Below are 23,626 nucleotides of genomic sequence, written 5' to 3'. Positions count from 1 at the left end.
TGGGTCGATTGACTTCAACTGCTTTCCCCCAAGTCACACGCTTCGCGCGCAACAGCTTTAATCGCCGCCACAATATCGACAGGGCGCGTGCGATGGTTGGTGATCGCGGCGCGCAGCATGGTCACCCCGTTGATCCCGGTGGTCGAGAACACGGCCTCTCCGCTTTCTTGCAAATTCTGGGCAATTTCGCTGTTCAGCGCGGATTGCGCCGCTGCGGGCAAATCGCGTCGCGCGGTAAAGACACAAATATTGGAAATCACATCAACGCCAAGCGCCATCAAGGGCTGTGTGGTGACCTCATCCGCCATCAACCGTGCCAATTGGCAGTTTCCCGTGATCGCATCCGCGAAAGCCGCCTCTCCGTAGATTTCCAAGGCGCACCAAACCTTCAGCGCGCGATTGCCACGCGACAGATCGATGCCGTAATCCGTGAACCAAGGTTCGCCCCCGGCAAGGCCCCGATCCGCCCCTTGCAGATACGCCGGACGTGCTGCAAAAGCCGCACGATGTTCTTCCTCATTGCAGATCAGAACCATGCCGCAATCATAGCCAACATACATCCATTTATGGAAATCCAGCGCAATCGAATCCGCCCGCTCGATGCCATCTGTCAAAGTGCGAATGGCGGGGGCAGCAATGCGGGTCCAGGCACCAAAGGCACCATCAACATGCAGCCAAAGCCCCTCATTTTCTGCAACATCGGCGAGGGCTGTTAGATCATCAAAGCCCCCGATATCCACGGACCCGGCGGTGCCCACCAGCAGAAAAGGAATACAGCCTTTGGCGCGATCTTGATGCAACATATCTCGCAAGGCATCCACATCCATTTGACCATTTTTCAACGGCACCAGGCGAAGGTTATCCGCCCCTACACCTAATAATTCCAGGGCTTTGCGCGTGGCATTATGCACGCCAGCCGCCGCATAGGCGGTCAAATGATGCGCCCCTTGTCCTGACACGCGCAGGTCTTTCACAACCCGCAGACGGGCAGCCTGGAAGGAAATCACAGTTGCCTGCGACGTGCCCGCGACCAAAAGCCCACTCGCGGTTTCGGGGAAACCCATTTTCGCGCGCGCCCAATCCACCACGGCGCGTTCCATGTGGTTGGCTCCATGATGACGCCCGCCAAGGTTTGCGTTCACAACCGAACTGGCCATGGACGCGATCAAATCGCTGGCAAGGCCCGAACCCTGCACCCATCCCCAAAATTTCGGATGCGTATTGCCCCCATGATACGGCAACACATCACCTTGGATTTGGTCAATCACATCATCAACATCGCGCCCATTGGCCTGAATTTCATACCGTTGGTCGATATCATCCGGCGGGCATTGCCAAGGGCGTTCATCTGCGGTTTCCAACTGATCTAGGCAGGCATCCAACAACCGGTGTGCCTGCGCGCGGAACGCATCAGCATCTTGTGGATCCAGTTTTCCACCTTTGAAATCATCCTGCATCGCTGCGACCTCCCCGCTCTTTTGACACTTTGTTACCACAGCACAGCGCCAGCCCAAGCCTCAAATGCGGCCTCATTTGCACAGTTTCCCCAGATCCATCCACAAGATATGGGAATATGCGCATGCCTTCCCCCTTCCCGAGTCCCCCGGGACCTGCCATAATGCTGAAAATTTAGTAAAGAATGAGCAGCACACTCTATGGCAGACGATCTTCTTGGCGCAGTTGAACCCGAAAAAACTTATGACGCATCTTCTATCCAGGTCCTTGACGGGATCGAGCACGTTCGACTGCGTCCGGGCATGTATATCGGCGGCATTGACGAACGTTCCTACCACCACTTGGTGGCCGAGATTGTCGACAACTCTATGGATGAGGCCGTTGCAGGTCACGCAACCCGCATCGACATCACGTTGCATGCGAATAATTCCGTAACAGTCGTTGACAACGGACGTGGCATTCCCACCGATCCACACCCCTCTGACCCGTCAAAATCCGCGCTTGAGATCATCTTTTGTACGCTGAACGCTGGTGGTAAATTCTCGGGCGACGCCTATGAGACCTCCGGCGGTTTGCACGGTGTGGGTTCCTCCGTTGTGAACGCCTTGTCTGATCGTTTGTATGTCGAGGTTGCGCGCAACAAAGAACTGTTTGCGATCGAATTTATACGCGGTGTGCCCACTGGCCCCATCGCAAAAATCGGCGCTGCCCCAAATCGGCGCGGCACATCTGTGAACTTCCACCCGGATGAGCAGATCTTTGGCAAACAAAAGTTCAAACCCAAGCGTTTGTTCACCATGGCGCGATCCAAAGCCTATCTGTTTTCCGGCGTTGAAATCCGTTGGAAAAGCGAGATCGAAGATGGCGATATGCCGATGGAAGCCACGTTCAAGTTTCCAGGCGGCCTGGCCGATTATCTAAATGAAACCCTGGAAAACGTCACAACCTATGCCGACGCGCCTTTCGCGGGCAAAGTGACCTTCCAGGAGAAATTCGGCGAACCGGGTTCTGTGGAATGGGCGATCAACTGGACGCCGGCGCGCGACGGATCGATCCAATCATACTGTAACACGGTCCCCACGCCCGAAGGCGGCACCCATGTCGCGGGTTTCTGGGCCGCTGTTCTGAAGGGCATCAAAGCTTACGGCGAATTGGTCAGCAACAAAAAGGCCGCGCAAATCACCCGTGATGACTTGATGTCAGGCGGCTGTGCATTGGTGTCTTGCTTCATCCGTGATCCGCAATTCGTGGGCCAAACCAAAGACCGCCTGTCGACCGAAGCCGCCCAGCGTATGGTTGAAAATTCCGTGCGCGATTATTTCGACACATGGCTGGCATCCGACACCAAAGCAGCTGGTGCGATCCTTGATTTCCTAGTGCTGCGAGCAGAAGAACGTCTGCGCCGCCGTCAGGAAAAAGAGACCGCCCGTAAATCCGCCACCAAGAAATTACGCCTGCCAGGCAAACTGACCGATTGCACTGCCAAGAACCGCGAAGGCACGGAATTGTTCATCGTGGAAGGGGACTCAGCGGGTGGCTCTGGTAAAGGCGCGCGCAATCGTGTGAACCAGGCGCTTTTACCTCTGAAAGGTAAGATCCTAAACGTGCTGGGTGCTGCCAGTTCCAAGCTGAACACCAACGCCGAAATCAACGACCTTTGCGAGGCGCTTGGCGTCGGCATGGGCACGAAATTCAACGTTGATGATCTGCGTTATGACAAGATCATCATCATGACCGATGCGGATGTCGACGGCGCCCATATCGCGGCTTTGCTGATGACGTTTTTCTACACGCAGATGCGGCCTTTGATTGATCAGGGGCACCTGTATTTGGCCTGTCCGCCGCTGTATCGTCTAACCCAAGGCGCGAAACGCGTTTACGTGGCGAATGATGCTGAGAAAGACATGCTTTTGGAAAAAGGTCTTGGCGGCAAAGGGAAAATTGATCTGCAACGGTTTAAGGGGCTTGGTGAAATGGATGCCAAAGACCTGAAAGAAACCACCATGGACCCCAAGTCTCGCAAGCTGATCCGCGTCACAATCGACGAGGACGAGCCCGGCGAAACCGCAGATCTCGTAGAACGCCTCATGGGTAAGAAGCCGGAGATGCGTTACCAGTATATCCAAGAAAACGCCAAGTTCGTCGAGGAGCTGGATGTTTAGGTATTAACGTCAATGTGATCGACTAAATGCCAGCGTTTATTTTTTTCATCCTGATCGACAACTCCCTCTGCTTGCATCATTGCAAGTAGGGTTCGGGAAATATGTCCCTCATGCCCAATATGCCCCATATAAACGCCTAGTGTTCGTCCAATTTCAGCATTGGACAAGGGGTGCGGCGACACAGAAAGCACTGTTCGAATTGATGCTTTCAGTTCTGAAATGGCATGTTGGGCACTTTCGTAGGCATGGTTTAGCTCTTGCATAACGGGATTATCCTTAAGTGAGATTGAAGTCAGTTTACTGCCAAGTCCTCCCATGACAAGATGTCACCGCCCATGCCCAGCATGGGCAGCGCCTGACCCTCCCCACGGGAGGGCGCTTCGCACCCACCCAGGGTCATTCACTGCCCTCCGCAAATCTCACACCATACCGCGCCTGTTCATCGGGCTTACGCCGTTCCACTGGAACGACGGTCCCTCTTCATCCCCACGGGAGGGCGCTTCGCACCCACCCAGGGTCATGCACTGCCTTCCGCAAATCTCGCACATCAAGCGCGCCTGTTCATCGGGCTTACGCCGTTCCACAGGAACGACGGTCCCTCTTCATCCCCAAGGCAGGGCGCTTTGCACCCACCCAGGGTCACGCGCTGCCCTTTGCAAATCTCACACTATAAACGCGCCCGTTCCCACGGGCAGGCGCGCGCCCTACTCCCTTCACAGTTCCGTAACGTTTTGCGCTTTGGGCTTGCCTCTGGCTGCGGACACGGCAAACTGCCGGTAACACGCGCAAAGGAAAAGCCCATGACCCCGACCACGTTTTATGCCTCGATCATGCTGGCCGCCGGGATCGGCATTCCGGTGTTGGCGGCACTCAATGCCCGCCTGGGGCAGCATTTGGGATCACCCGCCGCGGCTGGGTTTATCCTGTTTATCGTTGCCTTAAGCGCCACCACCCTCGTCATGATCCTCACTGCGGGTCCATCGGTTTTGAAACTTGCCCCCTCGGCCCCAAAGCATCTGTTTATGGCGGGTCTGCTGGTTGCGTTCTACCTGCTGTCCATCACCTGGATCGCACCCAAATTCGGGGTTGGCAATGCGGTGTTCTTTGTACTGTTGGGCCAGATGATATCCGCCGCCGCAATTGACCATTGGGGATTGTTCGGCGCACAGATCAGCCCCCTCACCTTCACCCGCGCCCTGGGTGTTGCCACGATGGCGGCGGGGGTTTGGATCACGCAATTGGCCCGCTGATCACATCCGCGCGACCAGCATTGCCAGCGCCCCCTACAACGCTCTATTCATAGAACATAGAAATGGATAGGCCTTTGGATTTCGTGATCGACAATCAGATTTTATTTATTGCCGGGTGTTTTTTCGCCGGCGTGTTTGGCACTTGGTTTATGCTGAAATGCAATTGCACGCGCAAAGGCTGGTATATTGCCGATCTTATGTGGGTCGGGCTTGGTGGTTTTGGTGCGGTGACGGCCCTGCTGGCAGGCGTGTGGCAGGAAGACAGCTCGCGGCTTGATCGCCAGATCGCTGTGGCCTTTGCCGTGACGCGACAGTTTGAACATGACGCCGCGCGTTTCCGCCTGACATTCTGCGATGATGCGCCGCTGGCGGCAGGCACAGAGGCCGACATCCACAGCCTATGTGATAAGGTGGAATTCCTCTCGGCTTCTGTCTCGGGCAACCGCCAACTGCCTCTGTTCTATGAGGTCGCCCGCACCCCAACCCCACTGGAAGAATTGGGCCTGTTGTTAAGCGTCTGGAGCAGCCGCCCGGATGCCGATGACATGAAAAACGCAGGCATGAGTGCGACAGGCGAAGGCTTTGATCCCATGGAGCTTTTGGTGTTTGAAGCACGCGACGAAAGCACCGAAACCGCGCTGACCGCATTGGAACACTTCGGGCACACCGCCAACGCATCCGACGCCGGGGCCGCCTATGCCGCGCGCGCAGGGTTCATTGTGATCGCGCAGGCCTATGATGAATTGCTGACGCAAGTGTCCGGGTTGAAACAGGAATGGGATTTTTTGCAAGAAAACGTATTGCTGTTGTTGTTGCAGATTTTCGCAATCTGCCTTGTCGCCTTTGCCGCACCCTTCCGAATTGGGAAGTCCTTGGTGGATCTGGGCAACCCACCGGATCTCGCTGACGCCGGTCTCTAAATGTTGGTCTTTAGACCTCGGTCAACACGCCATTTTCCAGCTTCACCACACGATCCATTTTTCCCGCCAATTCATGGTTATGCGTCGCGATAAGCGCGGCCATCCCCGTGTCGCGGGTGATTTCCATCAGGGTTTCAAACATCTGATCTGCCGTTTCCGGATCAAGATTTCCTGTGGGTTCATCCGCCAACAAAAGCTGTGGCCCGTTCGCCATGGCCCGACAAAACGCAACGCGCTGTTGCTGCCCACCAGACAATTCGGCCGGGCGATGACCTTTGCGATCAGACACACCAACACGTTCCAACAGGTCTTCTGCCCGCGCCTTCGCCGCCCGTTCAGACGTGCCATTTGCAAGCTGTGGCAAAATGATGTTTTCAAGTGCTGTAAATTCCGGCAGCAAATGGTGGAACTGATAGACAAAACCAATGCCGCCGCGCCGCGCCATGGTGCGCGCATTGTCAGATCGCCCGGTCAGGGCTTCACCGGCCAAGACGACTTCACCGCTGCTGGCCTGATCAAGTAGACCAGCCACATGCAACAAGGTTGATTTTCCAGCCCCGGATGGCGCGATCAAAGCCACGACTTCGCCGCGTTTCAAGCGAAGGTCAGCGCCTTTCAACACTTCGACTTCATTCACACAGCCCGCGTTGTACGTCTTACGCAGGTTGCGCAATTCCAAAACCAAATCAGTCATTGTGAAGCGCCTCTACTGGGTTCATGCGTGCCGCACGGCGGGCCGGGAAAATCGTAATACCAAAGGACAGGAACAGCGACAGGCCAACGGCGGACATCACATCTTGCCATTCAAGTTCCGCCGGAAGGCGATAGACGCCGCGCACGGATGCATCCCAAGCTTGACCACCGGATAATTCGTTGATTGTCGCCAGAATACTGTCGAAATACAGGGCAAACAGGCAGCCAAGAACAACCCCCAACGCCGTGCCAATCAGGCCAACAAGCGACCCGCAAATAAAGAAGACCCGCATGATGGATCCCTGAGACAAGCCCATCGTGCGCAGAATGCCAATGTCACGGGTCTTGTTTTTCACAAGCATCACAAGGCCTGAAATGATGTTCAAAGATGCGATCAAAACCAAGACGCTCATCAGAACAAACATCACAGTGTCTTCGATTTCAAGCGCGTTTAGAAATCCGGACGAGCTGTCTTTCCACGTCCAAATCAATGTGCCCTCGCCCCCGGCAGCCAGCAGTGGCAATGTCATGTCATCGACAGCTTCCGGGTCTTCAATGAACAGCTCAACCTCATCGGCAACACCTTCACGATTGAAGAAGCTCTGCGCCTCGGGAAAGGGCATATAGATGCGGGTTTTGTCAATCAAATAACGACCGGAATTAAAGATGTGCACGACCTCGTAGGTGTTCACACGTGGGCTGGTGCCGAAGGCTGTTTTCACGCCATTGGGGGAAATCAGCTTGATCCGATCCCCAACCAACAGGCCCAATTCACGGGCGACTTGCATGCCAATTGACACGCCGTCTTCAAACCGCGCAAGATCGCCACGCCCGGTTTCAGGATCCGCGATCCGTGGGATCGACATGATGTCTTCACGGCGAATGCCGTAAACCTCAACACCCGCATTATTGTCACGATTGTTCGCCATCACTTGGGCACGCACCAAAGGGGCCGCGCGCGTGACACCCGGAACCGCACCTAGAACAGAGGCCTTGCCAAGATAGTCTTCGATCGTGTTCGCCAGCTGCCCATTCGCGCCAACTGTGCTTTGCTGGTAGACGGTCACATGCGCGTTTGCGCCAAGGATTGTGTCGACAAATTCATTGCGAAATCCCGTACGCACGGCCAAGGTGATGATCAACGCGGCAACAGCCAACATGATCCCGATCAATGAAATCCACGTCATTGTGCTGACCCCGCCTTCGGCTTTGCGCGCGCGCAAATACCGCCAAGCGATCAGCCATTCAAAACGTGAAAACGGGCGGGTTGATCCGGCCATGAGAGCTCCTGTTTCTGTTGGGTGGAACATGGGCTGCAGCTTGCCAAAGATCAAGCGCAATGTCCCTTTCCTGGTGGTATTGCGCGGGTCTCAGCCCTTTCGCCGAAAAGGCCAGCTGAGCACTGCAAAAAACGCCAGCAACAAGGCCCAACCCGTCAGAAAACCAGCCCCCGCAAACCCCGCCCCTTCCAGGGTCAAAGGCAGGCCAGGACGAAAGGCTTTTGAAGTATCACTGATCAGTTCTGCGTCGCCAAAGCGCCAACCGGCTGCTGCACGCCCCCAGGCAGAACGCGATTCCAGCGCCTCAAGATCGCCGCGCAAGCCCGTGAAACGCGAAATCGTGTCCTGCATATCGTCGCGACGGCGCTCAAGGAATGCTGTGCCCCGCATCTGATCAAGGGCCGCTTCCCGGCTAAGACCTTCCGCCACAGCAGACGCATCAAAATCCGCCACAACCTGTTCCAATGCCTCAACCGCGCCGCCTAGGCGTTGCAAATATTGTTGCGAAAATTCAGGAAATTGGGAAAAGCCCGCAGCCCCCGCCAGGCCACCCGCAAATGCAATCACACGTAAAAACATCTTTAACCTCAAAGAAAAATGCGGCGCCGAAGCACCGCATTTCAAATTTTACAGAGCTGCGTAGATCGCGATAATTTTATTGATCGCCGCTTCTGGTGTCATTTCTTCGCTTTCGCCCGTTTTGCGCGATGTCACCTCAACAACACCGTTTTTCAACCCGCGTGGACCGACCGTAATGCGCCATGGCAGACCGATCAGATCCATGGTGGCAAATTTACCGCCCGCGCGTTCTTTGCGGTCGTCATACAGGGGCTCAAGCCCCGCTTTGGTCAGGGCTGCATACAGTGCTTCACACGCGCCATCCGCTTCTTCGTCGCCCTGTTTCAGGTTCACGATACCGCAATGATATGGCGTCACGCCTTCAGGCCAAATAATGCCCTTATCATCATGAGATGCTTCGATAATCGCCCCAAGCAAACGAGACACACCGATACCATGCGACCCCATGTGCACAGGCACCTGTTTCTGGTTCTCATCTACGACAGTTGCGTTCATGCTTTCGGAATATTTGGTACCGAAATAGAAGATCTGCCCGACTTCGATGCCACGTGCGGAACGACGACGTTCCTCAGGGACCTCGTTAAAGATCGCCTCGTCATGGGTTTCATCGGTGCGTGCGTAACGCGTTGTGAACTCTTCCAAAATCGCTTCGCATTGCGCTTTGTCGTCAAAATCAACGTCGCGCTGGCCCAGCTTGATGTCGGTTACCTCAGAGTCATAAAACACCTCGGATTCACCGGTTTCAGCAAGCACCAAAAATTCATGGGTGTAATCGCCACCAATCGGACCACCATCCGCACGCATCGGGATCGCCTGAAGCCCCATGCGTTCATAGGTGCGCAGATAGGTCACAAGATGGCGGTTATACGCATGCAGCGCGTCTTCTTTGGTCAGATCGAAGTTGTAGCCGTCTTTCATCAGGAACTCGCGACCACGCATCACGCCAAAACGAGGGCGGCGTTCATCGCGGAACTTCCACTGAATTTGATACAGCGTCAGGGGCAAGCTTTTATAGCTGTTCACATGGGCGCGGAACGTGTCGGTGATCTGTTCCTCATTGGTCGGACCATACAGCAGATCATGCCCGTGACGGTCTAAAATACGCAGCATCTCGTCGCCGTAATCTTCATAACGACCCGATTCACGCCACAGATCCGCAGACTGAATGGTCGGCATCAGCATCGGCATGTGACCCGCCTTCTGCTGTTCTTCATGCACGATATTCTCAAGTTTGCGCAAGATTTTGAACCCAAGCGGCAACCAGGAATAGATCCCAGCGCTGGATTGTTTGATCATGCCAGCCCGCAACATATAGCGGTGGCTGACAATCGCGGCTTCTGCCGGGTTTTCTTTGAGAACGGGCAGGAAATAACGGCTGAGGCGCATGGTTTCTCTCTGTCTTATTGGGTTTCCCCTGCTCTACGCCATTGCGCGCAGACAGACAAGAGACACCACCAATCCTGTCACATCAAGATCGTCGCGCCCCGCTTAGGTGTGCTGCAACCGCACCAGCTTGGTAATATACATCCATCACCTTGCTGTGTTTCTCGCGATATGAAGGCATTGACGCGACCGGAAAAACAGAAGAGTCCTCGCGCAAAACCCAATCAGATGCGGCTTTGCCGAATACCGTGCCAGGCCCAATCCCACGCCCAGAGTATCCGAATATCGACATTTTATGCATGCCCGTCTCAACCACTTTGGGCATGTGGTCCCGCGTCATGGCGATCCGCCCATGCCAACCCGTCGTCAAAGGCAACCCCGCAAGAGACGGAAAAATCTGTGCAATTTTCCGGGCGGCCCATTTAAGATGCGCCCCCTCGCCCAGTCCATCCAACTTTCCAACGCCGCCAATGATCATGCGCCCGGCTTTATCCCAGCGAAACGACGACATCACCATGGCGGTATCCCAGCATCCCTCGGCACCTGGCAAAATATCTTTGCGCAGCGCGGTCGGCACGGGATCTGTCGCGCATTGAAAATAGTAAACCGGCGTATATCGCGGCGTGCCTGGTTTGCATTCATAGGCGTTGGTCGCTTCGATCACATGTTTGGCTGTGACCTGGCCCTCGCGGGTGCGCAGATGCCAGTGTGATCCATCAAAATCAGATTGCACCACTTCACTGTCCTCAAACAGTTGCGCCCCAGCCTGTCGCGCCGCATGTCCAAGCCCTCGCGCAAAAGCCAAAGGTTGCAAGGTGCCCGCGCGCGCATCATGCAAAGCCCCAAAGAACCGCGTTGATCCCACACGTTCTGCGGTCTCGTCGCGCGTCAACAAGGTCACCGGTGCTTTGCGCGCCTTTTGCTGGGCAAAGCGGGCCTGAAGATCAGCAAAGCCCTTTTCGCTATGGGCGCAATGCAACGTCCCGGTTTTGGTCAGCTCACAGTCGATTTCGTATTTCTCGATCAACGCCATGACATAGGCTGGCGCACCGGCCAAAACCCCGTTCAGCTTTTCACCAGCCAATTTCCCAAGCGAGGCCTCGACCTCATCTGGGGGCGTCCAAAGCCCGGCATTGATCAACCCCACATTTCGCCCCGAGCCCCCATACCCCATCGTGCGGGCCTCAAGCAAAACCACGGATTTCCCCGCCTCGGCCAAATGCAATGCCGCAGACAGGCCCGTATAGCCACCACCAACAATCGCAACATCGGCGGTGATATCATTTTCCAGCCGTGGAAAAGGCGCAATCGACGGCGCGGTAACAGCCCAGAGGTTTTCCATCCTGCTCTCCTGAAATATGGGAACGGGGTGAGGATCTCACCCAATGCTGGCATAACCCAAAACCTTCACAACAAAAAAGCAGATTTTCGATGTGGGCTAATGAGGTTTTGGAATGGATATCTTTCCTACCCCTCCTCCATCAACGTGCAACGTCCCTTTCCACGCATTGCACCTCTTGATCGACAGAAGCATCTTGCAAAATGTTTAAAATGTTCCTAATTTGTTCCAGGTCAAATCAGGATAACTGTCATGGACGAAGAAAACGAAACCGCCTCAAAGATTCACTATATTTGCCAAACATACACCGCAAAAAGTGAAGCACATGCCCAACAAGGCGCTTTGCAATTGGGCAAACTGTTCCAATACACCACGGCTTCAGCGGCCGAAGAACGCGCCGAGCGCGAGTGCCGCTCTGAGGGCTGCGTCGGCGCCGACGCATATATGGTTGAGGAAGACATAAATTCCGGCGAAGTCAGCACCCCCACATTCCTCGCCCGACACGGCAACGTCCCCGAAGCCGACGCATTCTGAGCGCCCATATGCCGAAAAGTGGTTTGTCGGCGCAGGCTTTTAAGATAGCACCCCTTGCCCGGCCCCGCCGGGCAGCGCCCGACCCTCCCCACGGGAGGGCACTTCGCACCCACCTAGGGTCAGGCGCTGCCCTATTGCTCACAAGTCGTTTTCACCAATCTCGGAAGTCCAAAATATTCTCATTTCGAATGATATTGATCTTCTTTGGGTCCTTGCCGTTAAAGCGACCATGCCACAGCGTATCAAGCTCTGCTGGCAAATCACCACTATCCCTGCAAACGATCCTGAGGGACACATTATCCCCAGATTTAGAAATCAGGTCATTAAGGTGTAAGTCGCCCCCACCGTAACCAAATAGGGTGATGTCAACGCCCTGGCTAATGATCTCGGCAAATTTCTCCCAATATCGTTTCAACACAACAGAGTTCTGGATAACCGAAGGCTTCGAAGTCGCATTGGTCAGCACTAGATGATTGCTATCAGTACCTTGATGAAAAGCTAGATTACAGCGTTTTACTTTGCAGGGAGTACCTTGCACATTTATGAATAAAGGTGATCCATGGAGATGTAGAAACCAACCTTCATTGCTAGAATAGTGATATTCATGCAGACTAAAATTAAACTTTTTAAAGAAGCCGTCCCGCAACATATGTTTATTGAAGATGTCGGTTTCTGTAAAGCTCTCGTACAGTAAATCATCATAGTTCAAAGTCGCGATATGTGGGCGTTTGCTACGAACAAAATCGCGTAAGCTGTTTGCAAAGTCGTCAGGGAGTTGTTTTTCGGGATCATGAAATCGGCTGGCAACGTCGTGAAAATATCTGCGAATAGCTTTAGGAAACGCTTTACCATGCTCCGTGAGCCATGTTTCTCCGGTATTTAGTTTGGCCTCAAATTCAGACACTAGATCACATGCCGTAAGAACGCGTTGCAGATCTGTAAGCTGCTCTTCTTCAGTAGGCCCAACCAAGTCGCCCTCTATCAGTTCATCCTCAATACACCCGCAAATCAGGTTTTTCTGAACTGTATCAAGAACGGTAGTATCATCCCATGCAGCTTTCATAGCACGCTCAAGTGGGTAGAAATCATTGTCAATGGCGCGGCCTAAGCCATTACCAAAGAGCACTAATTGTTTTGTCATAATATCCTCTTGAAGTGTAATTTACTCCAAGAGGATGTCAGCTTTGATTGTATTCGTCTACCGCACAAACTTCTTATGTTTGATCCGCTTTGGCTCCAGCGCGTCGGGACCAAGACGACGTTTCTTGTCTTCCTCGTAATCCGCGAAGTTGCCCTCGAACCATTCCACATGCGCGTCGCCCTCAAAGGCCAGCATATGCGTACAAATCCGATCCAAGAAGAAACGGTCGTGGGAAATCACAACAGCACAACCCGCGAAATCCACCAGCGCATCTTCAAGCGCGCGCAGTGTCTCAACGTCCAAATCATTGGTCGGCTCATCGAGCAGCAAAACGTTACCGCCCGTGCGCAACAAACGCGCCATATGCACACGATTGCGTTCACCACCAGACAGCAAGGACACCTTCTTCTGCTGGGAGCCGCCCTTAAAGTTAAACGCCGAACAATAAGCCCGCGCATTCACTTCCGCATCCCCCAACTGGATCACATCTTGGCCGTCGGCAATTGCCTCCCAAACGTTCTCATCCGGGTTCAAATCGTCACGCGACTGATCCACGTAAGACAGCTCAACCGTGTCGCCATATTCAACAGTGCCCTCATCAGGCTGTTCCTGCCCCGTCAGCATCCGAAACAGCGTGGTTTTACCCGCGCCATTGGCCCCGATCACACCGACAATACCACCGGGTGGCAGCGCGAACGTCAGGTCCTCGACCAACAACTTATCACCCATGGCCTTCTTCAGACCTTCAACCTCAATCACCTTATTGCCAAGGCGTGGGCCGTTTGGAATAACGATCTGGGCGTTCATCAGTTTCTCGCGCTCAGACTGGTTGGCAAGGTCGTTATACGCGCTGATCCGGGCCTTCGACTTCGCCTGACGGGCCTTCGCACCTTGACGCATCCAGTCCAATTCGCGCTCAAGCGTTTTCTGCTTGGATTTATCATCTTCGCTTCGCGCTCTAGGCGTTTCGCTTTGGCTTCCAACCATGAGGAATAATTGCCCTCATGTGGGATCCCCTGGCCACGATCCAATTCCAAAATCCAACCCGTAATCGCATCCAAGAAGTAACGGTCGTGGGTTACGATCAAGATTGTGCCTTTATAATCAACAAGGTGCTGTTGCAGCCAAGCAATCGTTTCCGCGTCCAAGTGGTTGGTTGGTTCGTCAAGCAGCAGCATATCTGGCGCATCAAGCAACAGCTGACACAGGGCCACGCGACGCTTTTCACCACCGGACAGCGACGCAACATCCGCATCATCGGCCGGGCAACGCAGCGCTTCCATAGACACGTCAACTTGGGCGTCCAGATCCCAAAGGTTCTGCGCGTCAATTTCATCCTGAAGACGGCCCATTTCCTCGGCGGTTTCATCCGAATAATTCATCGCCAATTCATTGTAGCGGTCCAGAATATCCTTCTTCGCCTGCACACCCTTCATAACGTTTTCACGCACGGTCAGGGTTTCATCAAGCTTTGGTTCCTGCGGCAGATAACCAACGCGCGCGCCCTCAGCGGCCCAGGCTTCACCGGTGAAATCCTTATCCATACCGGCCATGATTTTCATCAGGGTCGATTTACCCGCGCCGTTGACACCAACAACACCGATTTTCACGCCAGGCAAGAACGAAAGCTTGACGTTCTCAAAGCATTTCTTCCCACCAGGGTAGGTTTTGGACACACCGTCCATGTGATAGACATATTGATAAGCGGCCATGGGGATGCTCCGGCTGAATGAGATTTGAAGGCGTTGATAGCCTGGGGGCTGTGCGGGGGCAATGGGAGACACGATAAATCCGGCCTATAGGTTGCCATGCATGTAAATGTCGTTGCCCATGTCATCGTCGACGCAATCCACAGTCAGCACGCCCAACCAACGCAGCGGGTGAAAAACTTCGCACCATGGGAAAATCACCTCAGGGTGTTTTCTTTCGATTAATGCCTCCAGATCACTGCACAGCATTCCTCCGTCGGGGATCAATCGCAAAGTCTGATATATGTCGTGCCAGTTCATTGGATTGTCAGCACCACCTTTTACAAAAGCCGACATGTGAAGATGTGGCACGTGATTTAACCAGCAATCAACAAGCTCAGCTTGTCGCTCTGCCACGTCAAAACCACGCTGTAAGAACAAACGGTTACGTTTCTTTTCAAATACCCCTGACTTCGTAAGAAACGACATATGCAACCAGAACCAATGCTCAATCTCATCCACCCTCGCACCCGCAGGCCAGGTAAAATGCATCTTTGCCCAATCCTGAAATCGCGAGGGCGTGCCCGCGTCGCTTAGACTGATCGAATTATGGGTTTCGACGTAATTAATTGTCGCGCGTAACGCGAGAACGAGCGGACTGTCACTGGGGACAGCGAACGGATTGCTGGCAATCGTGACCACAGCGTCAACTTTCTTATCGCATTCATTTCTATTCTAGATGCGATACCTATGCACCTCGGTCAAGTCAGGGAACCCCTGTGGCGGGTGCACTACAGATCGAACACTCGCCCCGTTTAAGGGTTTACAGAATGTACATTTCCGCTGAAAAGCACATATGCGTTTTCATCTGCCACATGCGCCGGACGGTGCCACGATCGGATTGCTGGGGGGGTCGTTTGATCCGCCCCATGAAGGGCATTTGCATATCTCAGAGGAAGCGTTGAAACGGTTCGGGTTGGATCAAGTTTGGTGGCTGGTCACTCCCGGTAACCCCCTGAAATCACGCGGCCCCGCCCCGCTGCCCAAGCGAATGGAAGCCTGCAAGACCATGCTTCATCACCCGCGCATTCAGGCCACGGATTTTGAACGTCACACGAACACACGTTACACAGCGCAAACCTTGCAAGCCCTGTTCCAAACCTACCCCCGCGCCAATTTCGTCTGGCTGATGGGTGCCGACAATCTTGCCAGTTTCCACCACTGGGACAATTGGCAATGGATCATGGAAAACGTGCCCATCGGCGTCATCGCACGGCCCGGTCAGCGCACCGCAGCACGCACAAGCTTTGCCGCAAAGCGTTTTGATTTCGCACGCATTTCCGGAAAACAAAGCCATCGCCTAGCGCATGCAACAACGCCCGCATGGTGCTTTATCAACGCCCCGATGAACAAAACCTCATCGACCCAAATCCGCAACAGGGGTAACTGGGCCAGCTAAAGATCCGCAAAGCGGTTGAGATTCAAGGCCACCTCTGGCACAAATTCGCAATATCTTATTTTGTTTTCATAGGGCCCAACCATGACCTCTGCTTTCACCCGTCGCGATATTTTGGCGTCCCTTTTGGCCACATCCGCAAGTGCAGCCTGCGCCAATGCCCCAGAAACCAGCCCCTATCCAAACCCACGCCCCGCAAATGCCCAAGCCCTCGCCGCCCCGGCCTCTGCACGTTTGATCAACGAAGCAGAATTGGGCGCATCAGCCAAGGTTGGTTTTGTTCTCGCTGACGCGCGCAGCGGCGAAATATTGGAAGCCCACAACCCTGTATTGGCCCTGCCCCCGGCCTCGGTCACCAAATCCTTAACCGCGATTTACGCCCTATCAAACCTTGGGGTAAACTATCGTTTTCGCACGAAAATTCTGGCGGACGGCCCTGTGTCAAACGGCAGGTTGAACGGCAATCTATGGCTGGTCGGGGGGGGGGATCCAACGCTTGACACCGACCACTTGGCCACCCTGGCCCGCACGCTTCGCAACGCAGGCATTCGTGAGGTGGCGGGTCAGTTTTATGTGCAAGCCCAAGCCCTGCCATACATCCAATACATTGACCCCAGCCAACCTGAACATGTCGGATATAACCCGGCAATTTCTGGCCTAAATCTGAACTTTAACCGGGTGCATTTCGAATGGAAGCGCGCGGGCGCGGGCTACACCACCACCATGGAGGCCCGCACAGATCACCACCGCCCCAGTGTGCGCAACGCCCGGATGGAAATCGTCAATCGCGACCTGCCGATTTACACCTATCGCGAACATCAGAACCAAGATCGCTGGACAGTGTCACGCCAAGCCCTTGGAAATGCAGGCAGTCGCTGGTTGCCTGTGCGCCACCCAGACGCCTATACCGCCGAGGTTTTTCGATCCCTTTTGCGCGCCCAAGGCGTGACAATATCGGCGCCCGACATCACAACCACCCCCGCCCAAGGCCAGGTCATTACGGAGCACACAAGCGAAGCTTTGCCCGTCATTCTGCGCGATATGTTAAAATATTCCAACAACTTGATCGCCGAGGTTGCGGGACTTACGGCAACCGTCGCGAGTGGCAACCGCCCCAACACGCTGCGCGCCTCAGCACAGCAAATGAACGCCTGGTCCGACCGCAGCCTGAACACCCGACGCGCGCGTTTGGCGGACCACTCAGGTCTAAGCGAAGCCTCGCGATTGTCCGCATCCGATATGGTCCGTGCCTTGACGGAAATTGGCCCCAACGGCCCCCTGCGCCCCCTGATGAAAGAGATCAACCTAAAAGAAGCGAACGGCGGCGGCGCGGGCAGTCATCGCATTGATATCCGGGCGAAAACCGGCACGTTGAACTTTGTCTCATCGCTTGCGGGTTATATTCGCACGCCAAATGGACGTGACCTTGCCTTTGCCACATTCACCGCAGATCTGCCCCGCCGCGCCGCCATCGCCCGCAATGATCGCGAAGCCCCCTCGGGTGCGCGCGGCTGGTCACGCAGGTCTCGCGCCATGCAACTCAAACTGATTGAACGCTGGTCCGCCGTTTACGACGCCTAAGCACATCACCGCCCCATTGCCCTTTGTTGCCCGTTTCGTTAGACCAAGTTCAACAGAATTTAGTGACGATGGGACGGCCAACATGGCGATGGAAAAGAACTTTGACGCGGGCAAACGCGAAGCGGCAATCTATGCAAAATGGGAAGCTGACGGCGCCTTCAAAGCGGGTGCAAACAAACGCCCAGGCGCTGACCCTTACACCATCATGATCCCCCCGCCCAATGTGACCGGTGCGCTGCACATGGGGCACGCGTTCAACAACACTTTGCAAGACATCCTGATCCGCTGGAAACGTATGCAGGGTTTTGATGTTCTGTGGCAACCCGGCACCGACCACGCGGGCATCGCGACCCAAATGGTGACGGAACGCGAGATGACCGCCAACGGTGAAGAAACCCGCCGTGAAATGGGCCGTGAGAAATTCCTTGATCGCGTCTGGCAGCAAAAAGTCAAATCCCGTGGCAACATCATCGGTCAGTTGAAACGCCTTGGCGCATCCGCCGATTGGTCGCGCGAAGCCTTCACCATGGGCGGCGCTAAGGGTGATCCCGACCTTGGCAAAGGTGCGCCGAACTTCCACGATGCTGTGATCAAAGTCTTTGTTGAAATGTACAACAAAGGTCTGATCTATCGCGGCAAACGTCTGGTCAACTGGGACCCGCATTTTGAAACCGCGATTTCTGATCTTGAGGTCGAAAACATCGAGACCCCCGGTCATATGTGGCACTTTAAGTACCCGCTGGCCGATGGTGTCACCTATGAATACGTCGAGAAAGACGAAGACGGCAATGTCACCCTGCGAGAGACCCGCAATTACATCTCCATCGCCACCACCCGCCCTGAAACCATGCTGGGCGACGGTGCGGTTGCGGTGCATCCATCGGATGAACGCTACGCCTCCATCGTTGGCAAACTTTGCGAAATTCCGGTTGGTCCAAAGGAACATCGCCGCCTGATCCCGATCATCACCGATGAATACCCCGATAAGGATTTCGGCTCAGGTGCCGTGAAGATCACCGGCGCGCATGACTTCAACGATTTCCAGGTTGCCAAACGCGGCGGCATTCCAATGTATCGCCTGATGGACACCAAAGGCGCGATGCGCGCTGACGGTGCGCCTTATGGTGAGGAAAGCGCAAAGGCACAAAGCTTTGCGGGTGGCGCCGCTTTCAACGAAAATGAAGTCGACGCGATCAACCTTGTGCCGGAAGAACTGCGCGGCATGGATCGGTTTGAAGCACGTACAGCCGTGGTCGATCAGATCACGCGTGAGGGCCTTGCAGTCATGCATGAGGTCACCCGCGAAGAAAAGGATGAGGACGGCAATAAGGTACAAGTGACCGAAACCGTTGCCTATGTTGAAAACAAACCCATCATGCAGCCCTTTGGCGATCGTTCCAAAGTGGTGATTGAACCGATGTTCACCGATCAGTGGTTTGTGGACGCCAAAGAAATCGTCGGCCCGGCGCTGGATTCCGTGCGTAATGGCGAAGTTAAAATCATCCCCGAAAGCGGTGAGAAAGTCTTCTACCACTGGCTGGACAATATCGAGCCCTGGTGCATCTCTCGCCAACTCTGGTGGGGCCACCAAATCCCTGTTTGGTTTGATACAAACGGGAATATGTTTTGTGCGCCCAATGAGAAGGAAGCATACGAACAGTATTATGAGTTTTTAAAGGCGGAGGCAGCAGTCAACGTTGCGTCTGCTGTGTCCGTTGGCATTATCAAAGGTGACTTTCGTAATGACCTCACCCGCGACCCCGACGTGCTGGACACCTGGTTCTCATCTGGTCTCTGGCCCATTGGCACCCTGGGCTGGCCGGAAGACACGCCAGAATATAACACCTATTTCCCGACTTCCACGCTGATCACCGGCCAGGACATCCTGTTCTTCTGGGTGGCCCGCATGATGATGATGCAGCAAGCCGTTGTCGGCAAAAACCCATTCGACACTGTCTATCTGCACGGCCTTGTCCGCGACGCCAAGGGCAAGAAAATGTCGAAATCCGTCGGCAACGTCATTGATCCGCTGGACCTGATTGACGAATTTGGCGCTGATGCGTTGCGCTTCGCCTCCGCCGCGATGGCCAGCCTTGGTGGCACGTTAAAAATGGACACAGCCCGCATCCAGGGCTACCGCAACTTCGGCACAAAACTGTGGAACTCCGTTTCTTTCGCGCTGACCCACGTCGAAGCCTACGCCGATTACACCCCGTCCGCGACGCCGCCAAAAGCCACCGCTGCCCTGAACAAATGGATCATCGGTGAAGTCGCGAAGGTCCAGGCCGAGGTGAATGAAGCCTTTGACAGCTTCCGCTTCAATGACGCGGCCCAAGCCCTATACGCCTTCACACGCGGCAAGCTATGTGACTGGTATATCGAGTTCTCAAAACCCCTGTTGGGCGGCGATGACGCAGCCCTGATTGCAGAAACCAAAGCGACACTGGCCTGGACGATTGACCAAGCGCTGATCATGCTGCACCCGATCATGCCGTTTATCACGGAAGAACTTTGGGGTCTTACGGCGGATCGCACAAAACCTGTGATCCATGCGGATTGGCCGGAACTCTCTGCTGATCTTGTGGACGCGGATGCGGATCGTGAAATGAACTGGGTGATTGCGCTGATTGACGGCATCCGTTCCGCACGCGCGCAAATGCGTGTAAATGCGGGCCTCAAGATCCCTGTGATCTTGCAACACCTTGATGACAAAGGCCGCACGGCACTTGCCAACAACGAGGTGATGATCAAAAAGCTCGCCCGTATCGACAGCATCACCGAAATGGCCGATCTGCCAAAAGGCGCAAGCCCCGTCCCTGTAGATGGTGGAGCATTCGCGCTGCCTTTGGCCGATATCATCGACATTGATGCGGAAATTGAGCGTCTTGAAAAGGGCCTGCAAAAGCTTGCCAAGGAACTCGGCGGTCTGCGCGGTCGCCTGAAAAATCCAAAGTTCGCCGACAGCGCCCCCCCTGAGGTCGTCGCAGAAACCCGCGAAAACCTCGCCCTGCGTGAGGAAGAAGAAGCAACCATCACCACCGCTCTCAACCGCCTCAAAGAAATCGGTTAACATCAAAAAAAACGCCTGGCTGATGTCAGGCGTTTTTCATTTCATCTTGCCCAAAATACTCCGGGGGTGCGGGGGCTGGCCCCCGCTATCTCAAACGGTTATCAATTGCACATGACCATGAAAACCGATCCCCGCCTCACCCCACTCGCCGCCACCCTGCCCGCTTCTGTGCCCTTCATTGGCCCCGAAGCCCAAGAACGTGCAAACGGCCGCGCATTTGATGCGCGCCTTGGCGCGAATGAGTTGGGATTGGGCCCATCCCCGCGTGCGATCAAGGCCATGCAAGCCGAGGCCTCTGAGATCTGGAAATACGCCGACCCCGAAAGCCACGATCTGCGCCAAGCCCTTGCCGCGCATCACAATATCCTCTCCGAGAACATCATGATCGGCGAAGGCATTGATGGATTATTGTGTTATCTCGTGCGTCTATTTATCCGCGAGGGCGATGCCGTCGTTACCTCTGACGGGGCCTATCCGACGTTTAATTATCACGTCGCGGGATTTGGTGGCGTACTACACAAACTGCCCTATTCCGGCGATTTTGAGGACCCTATCGCCTTGATCGAAAAGGCGCGTGAGGTGGGTGCAAAGCTGATCTATATCGCCAATCCCGACAACCCGATGGGCACTTGGCATTCGGCTGAAACGATCCAGAATATGATCGACGCCGTGCCTGAGGGCGCGTTGTTGGTGCTGGACGAAGCCTACATTGAATTTGCCCCGAAAGGCACCGCCCCCGCGATTGACGTCAATGATCCACGTATCATTCGTTTCCGTACGTTTTCAAAAGCTTACGGCATGGCGGGCGCGCGTGTTGGATATGGGATTTCCACGTCAGACATCATCATGGCTTTCAACAAAATCCGCAACCATTTTGGCATGAACCGTGCAGCCCAAGCTGGCGCATTGGCCGCATTGCAGGACCAAGCTTACTTGAACGAAACCTTGCAAAACATCGAACGGGCCCGCATCCGGATCACTGAGATCGCCCAGAAAAACGGGCTGACGGCCCTTGCGTCTGCGACAAATTTCGTAGCGATCGATTGCGGCCAAGACGGCGCCTTTGCGGCCCGTATCGTGACTGAGTTGGGCAAACGCGGCGTGTTTATCCGCATGCCTTTCGCAACCCCACAGAACCGCTGCATCCGGGTATCCACCGGCCCAAAAGCCGAGATGGACCTGTTTGCAGAAATGTTACCGGAAGCCCTCAAAGCCGCCAAAAGCTGATCAGATCGTAAGGATCACCGACCCAGACCGTTGGCCTGATGCCACCACGTCATGGGCTTTTGCCGTGTCTTCCAACGCAAACACGTCAGAGATGCGGATGTTCAGTGCATTCCGCATCAGTAGCTCGGTCAATGTTTCAACTGCGGCGGCCCGTTCAGCCTTGGACAGCAGATACACCAAGACCAAATCAATCGTCACAGCTTTGAACATCAGCGGGTAAAACGGCATCACTGGGGCCATATCCAAAGCAGATCCGAAGGCCGCGATGGTACCGCGTTCCGCTATGATTTTGGCGTTGGTGTCAGCGTTTTTACCGAACTCTACCTCAACGATACGGTCAACCAGTTCACCACCGGTGGCCTGAAGGATTTGATCAGCCAGATCGGGTGCATCGTATTCAAACACATGCGCAGCGCCCGCGGTTTTCACATCCGCCATCGCATCACCGCGTGCCGTGGCCAAAACCCGCGCACCAGAAGCGGCCGCGACCTGCACGGCAAGATGACCAACGGTTCCATTTCCGCCGCTGATCAATACGGTCTTCCCCGCGACAGCCCCCCCAGCCAACACTGCATGCACCGCCGTCAGGGCAGGAATGCCAAGGGTGGCCCCGGTTTCAAATGTGACGTGATCGGGAAGCAACACAGCCTGTTCTGACGGCACTGCGATGTAATCCGCCGCCGTGCCAAACGCACGTTGCCATTGCGCGTTCCAGATCCACACCCGTTCGCCTATGCGCGCGGCATCACCCCCGGGTCCGACCGCTTCAATCACACCCGCGCCATCGCTGTGTGGGCTGATTTCCGGGAAGGCAGGTTTTGTCACGCCGGGGCGACCACCCGCACGTGCGCGAATATCGGATGGGTTCACGCCGGATGTTTTCACGCGCACCAGGACCTCACCCGCAGCAGGCGACGGTTTGTCGTATTCCTTCAATCTCAGAACATCATTGGCCGTGCCGAACCGATCATAGGTGATTGCGCGCATTGTCTTGCTCCCTCGCTTATATTGTCAGGATAGACAGGGGCACCAGATTCGCAATCTCAATCGCGTATAAAAGCATCGCAGGGATTGGGGCGGTTGACTGCGTCGGTGACCTCCCAGCTGTCAAATTTCACATTGGCATCCGGGGCGGCATGGGTTTCAAATTGTCCAAAACTGTGAAGTTTCAGCCGGCCATCCGCCAACGCCAGCACATAGGGCGCCCCATGATCCATACGCGCGTGGCCGTTGCCTGTGATCACCACCACGGGGCCGCCGGTTTCATGCAGCGCCTTCAAAGCTGTGCGGGCAAGGTTGGCATCCCGGAGGCGTTGAAAATCGACCATCATGGCCATCATTTCCATTGGCATCGCATCACAATGAGCCGCAAATTGCGCCTGTTCACGAGAGGTCTGTTCCTCCTGCGGCAGCGGCTGATCCAAACCAAACTGCGCCGCATCTGTGCCAAAAACCTGCGCGGCGCCTGACCGCATCACCTGTTGCGCCTGCTCACGCAACACAGCCGCCCCATAGATCTTTGCCTCAGGCACAACCTGAAAAAGCGGGCCGTACATCGCAAAGTCAGGCCAACCCGTTGCATCCCAATCCAGGGCCGTTCTCAGCTCAACAAGATCCTTTCGTGCTTCATCCGTTGCGGCCTGCGCTTGATCTGCCGTCAGCATTTCAAACACAAGTGCTGTCGGTGCCAAGATCTCAAGCAGCTCGGCCTGACGCAGGTGATGCGCCGGATTGTCATGGACCTCGCCCAAGAAAACAACGTCAGCGTCACCCATAAGCTTTAGTGTCTCGGCGCGCCCGTTTGGTGCGCAAAGCCCGATGCAAAGGCCACAGATTAGACCTGATATGTGATTAAGCTTCATTGCACG

General features: G+C 55.0%; 19 protein-coding genes and 1 pseudogene. 8 read left to right on the top strand and 12 right to left on the bottom strand.

Annotated elements, in window-relative coordinates; all coding sequences use genetic code 11:
• Positions 1-14 precede the first annotated feature (14 nt).
• The gene (locus RJ38_RS17475; RefSeq protein WP_039020123.1) at positions 15-1,457 is read right to left on the bottom strand and encodes a pyridoxal phosphate-dependent decarboxylase family protein; all 1,443 of its coding nucleotides are present in this window, start codon (positions 1,455-1,457) and stop codon (positions 15-17) included.
• 198 nt (positions 1,458-1,655) lie between these two features.
• Between RJ38_RS17475 and parE the strand changes: the two genes are divergently transcribed.
• Positions 1,656-3,617: a DNA topoisomerase IV subunit B gene (parE, locus tag RJ38_RS17470; RefSeq protein ID WP_039020122.1), complete on the top strand. Its 1,962-nt coding sequence runs from the start codon at positions 1,656-1,658 to the stop codon at positions 3,615-3,617.
• Here the strand turns inward: parE and RJ38_RS17465 are convergent.
• On the bottom strand, positions 3,614-3,880 hold the full coding sequence (locus RJ38_RS17465; RefSeq protein WP_039020121.1) for a hypothetical protein: 267 nt from the start codon (positions 3,878-3,880) through the stop codon (positions 3,614-3,616). The two genes, parE and RJ38_RS17465, sit on opposite strands and share 4 nt — an antisense overlap.
• Before the next feature lie 537 nt (positions 3,881-4,417).
• Between RJ38_RS17465 and RJ38_RS17460 the strand changes: the two genes are divergently transcribed.
• On the top strand, positions 4,418-4,867 hold the full coding sequence (locus RJ38_RS17460) for a DMT family transporter (protein ID WP_039020120.1): 450 nt from the start codon (positions 4,418-4,420) through the stop codon (positions 4,865-4,867).
• Between the two features lie 62 nt (positions 4,868-4,929).
• Positions 4,930-5,787: a hypothetical protein gene (locus RJ38_RS17455; protein ID WP_052245525.1), complete on the top strand. Its 858-nt coding sequence runs from the start codon at positions 4,930-4,932 to the stop codon at positions 5,785-5,787.
• A 10-nt stretch (positions 5,788-5,797) separates the two neighbouring features.
• Here RJ38_RS17455 and RJ38_RS17450 read toward each other — a convergent pair whose 3' ends face one another.
• The 5 genes from RJ38_RS17450 to RJ38_RS17430 all read right to left on the bottom strand — a co-directional run bounded on the left by RJ38_RS17450 (position 5,798) and on the right by RJ38_RS17430 (position 11,064).
• Positions 5,798-6,481, bottom strand: coding sequence for an ABC transporter ATP-binding protein (locus RJ38_RS17450; RefSeq protein ID WP_039020119.1), 684 nt, complete (start codon positions 6,479-6,481; stop codon positions 5,798-5,800).
• Positions 6,474-7,760, bottom strand: a complete 1,287-nt coding sequence (locus RJ38_RS17445; RefSeq protein ID WP_039020227.1) for a lipoprotein-releasing ABC transporter permease subunit — start codon at positions 7,758-7,760, stop codon at positions 6,474-6,476. The genes RJ38_RS17450 and RJ38_RS17445 overlap by 8 nt, the downstream gene beginning before the upstream one ends.
• 90 nt (positions 7,761-7,850) lie before the next feature.
• Positions 7,851-8,339, bottom strand: coding sequence for a DUF2937 family protein (locus RJ38_RS17440; protein WP_039020118.1), 489 nt, complete (start codon positions 8,337-8,339; stop codon positions 7,851-7,853).
• Positions 8,340-8,387: 48 nt separating this feature from the next.
• On the bottom strand, positions 8,388-9,725 hold the full coding sequence (gene proS, locus RJ38_RS17435; protein WP_039020117.1) for a proline--tRNA ligase: 1,338 nt from the start codon (positions 9,723-9,725) through the stop codon (positions 8,388-8,390).
• Between the two features lie 82 nt (positions 9,726-9,807).
• Positions 9,808-11,064, bottom strand: coding sequence for an NAD(P)/FAD-dependent oxidoreductase (locus tag RJ38_RS17430; protein WP_039020116.1), 1,257 nt, complete (start codon positions 11,062-11,064; stop codon positions 9,808-9,810).
• A 249-nt stretch (positions 11,065-11,313) separates the two neighbouring features.
• Between RJ38_RS17430 and RJ38_RS17425 the strand changes: the two genes are divergently transcribed.
• Positions 11,314-11,595 carry a hypothetical protein gene (locus RJ38_RS17425; RefSeq protein ID WP_039020115.1) on the top strand — a complete coding sequence of 94 codons (282 nt, stop codon included), beginning with the start codon at positions 11,314-11,316 and terminating at the stop codon, positions 11,593-11,595.
• A 151-nt stretch (positions 11,596-11,746) separates the two neighbouring features.
• Here RJ38_RS17425 and RJ38_RS17420 read toward each other — a convergent pair whose 3' ends face one another.
• From RJ38_RS17420 to RJ38_RS17410, 3 genes and pseudogenes are all read right to left on the bottom strand, one after another.
• Positions 11,747-12,736, bottom strand: a complete 990-nt coding sequence (locus tag RJ38_RS17420; RefSeq protein WP_052245524.1) for a hypothetical protein — start codon at positions 12,734-12,736, stop codon at positions 11,747-11,749.
• A gap of 57 nt (positions 12,737-12,793) precedes the next feature.
• Positions 12,794-14,448 (bottom strand): annotated as a pseudogene (ettA, locus tag RJ38_RS17415) (energy-dependent translational throttle protein EttA).
• Between the two features lie 84 nt (positions 14,449-14,532).
• Positions 14,533-14,976 carry a hypothetical protein gene (locus RJ38_RS17410; RefSeq protein WP_156121925.1) on the bottom strand — a complete coding sequence of 148 codons (444 nt, stop codon included), beginning with the start codon at positions 14,974-14,976 and terminating at the stop codon, positions 14,533-14,535.
• A 304-nt stretch (positions 14,977-15,280) separates the two neighbouring features.
• Here RJ38_RS17410 and RJ38_RS17405 point away from each other — a divergent pair, with 304 nt between their 5' ends.
• From RJ38_RS17405 to RJ38_RS17390, 4 genes are all read left to right on the top strand, one after another.
• A complete protein-coding gene (locus RJ38_RS17405) occupies positions 15,281-15,883 on the top strand; it encodes a nicotinate-nucleotide adenylyltransferase (RefSeq protein ID WP_039020113.1) in 603 nt (200 codons plus the stop codon).
• Between the two features lie 81 nt (positions 15,884-15,964).
• Complete coding sequence (dacB, locus tag RJ38_RS17400; protein WP_039020112.1) at positions 15,965-17,461, top strand: D-alanyl-D-alanine carboxypeptidase/D-alanyl-D-alanine endopeptidase; 1,497 nt, start codon at positions 15,965-15,967, stop codon at positions 17,459-17,461.
• A gap of 82 nt (positions 17,462-17,543) precedes the next feature.
• Positions 17,544-20,531: a valine--tRNA ligase gene (locus tag RJ38_RS17395; RefSeq protein WP_039020111.1), complete on the top strand. Its 2,988-nt coding sequence runs from the start codon at positions 17,544-17,546 to the stop codon at positions 20,529-20,531.
• Between the two features lie 117 nt (positions 20,532-20,648).
• Positions 20,649-21,758, top strand: a complete 1,110-nt coding sequence (locus tag RJ38_RS17390) for a pyridoxal phosphate-dependent aminotransferase (RefSeq protein WP_039020110.1) — start codon at positions 20,649-20,651, stop codon at positions 21,756-21,758.
• Here the strand turns inward: RJ38_RS17390 and RJ38_RS17385 are convergent, their stop codons facing one another.
• Together RJ38_RS17385 and RJ38_RS17380 are read right to left on the bottom strand one after the other, a co-directional pair.
• The gene (locus tag RJ38_RS17385; protein WP_039020109.1) at positions 21,759-22,745 is read right to left on the bottom strand and encodes an NADPH:quinone reductase; all 987 of its coding nucleotides are present in this window, start codon (positions 22,743-22,745) and stop codon (positions 21,759-21,761) included. It abuts the gene before it with no gap.
• A gap of 56 nt (positions 22,746-22,801) precedes the next feature.
• Positions 22,802-23,620 (bottom strand): ChaN family lipoprotein, encoded by an 819-nt coding sequence (locus RJ38_RS17380; protein WP_039020108.1) that lies wholly within the window; start codon positions 23,618-23,620, stop codon positions 22,802-22,804.
• Positions 23,621-23,626 lie beyond the last annotated feature (6 nt).

Origin of the sequence: Halocynthiibacter namhaensis (assembly GCF_000812685.1) — a bacterium.
In the GTDB taxonomy this organism is placed as follows: Bacteria; Pseudomonadota; Alphaproteobacteria; order Rhodobacterales; family Rhodobacteraceae; genus Halocynthiibacter; species Halocynthiibacter namhaensis.
Note: the sequence above shows the minus strand (reverse complement) of the source record. Positions and strands in the feature narration are given on the sequence as shown.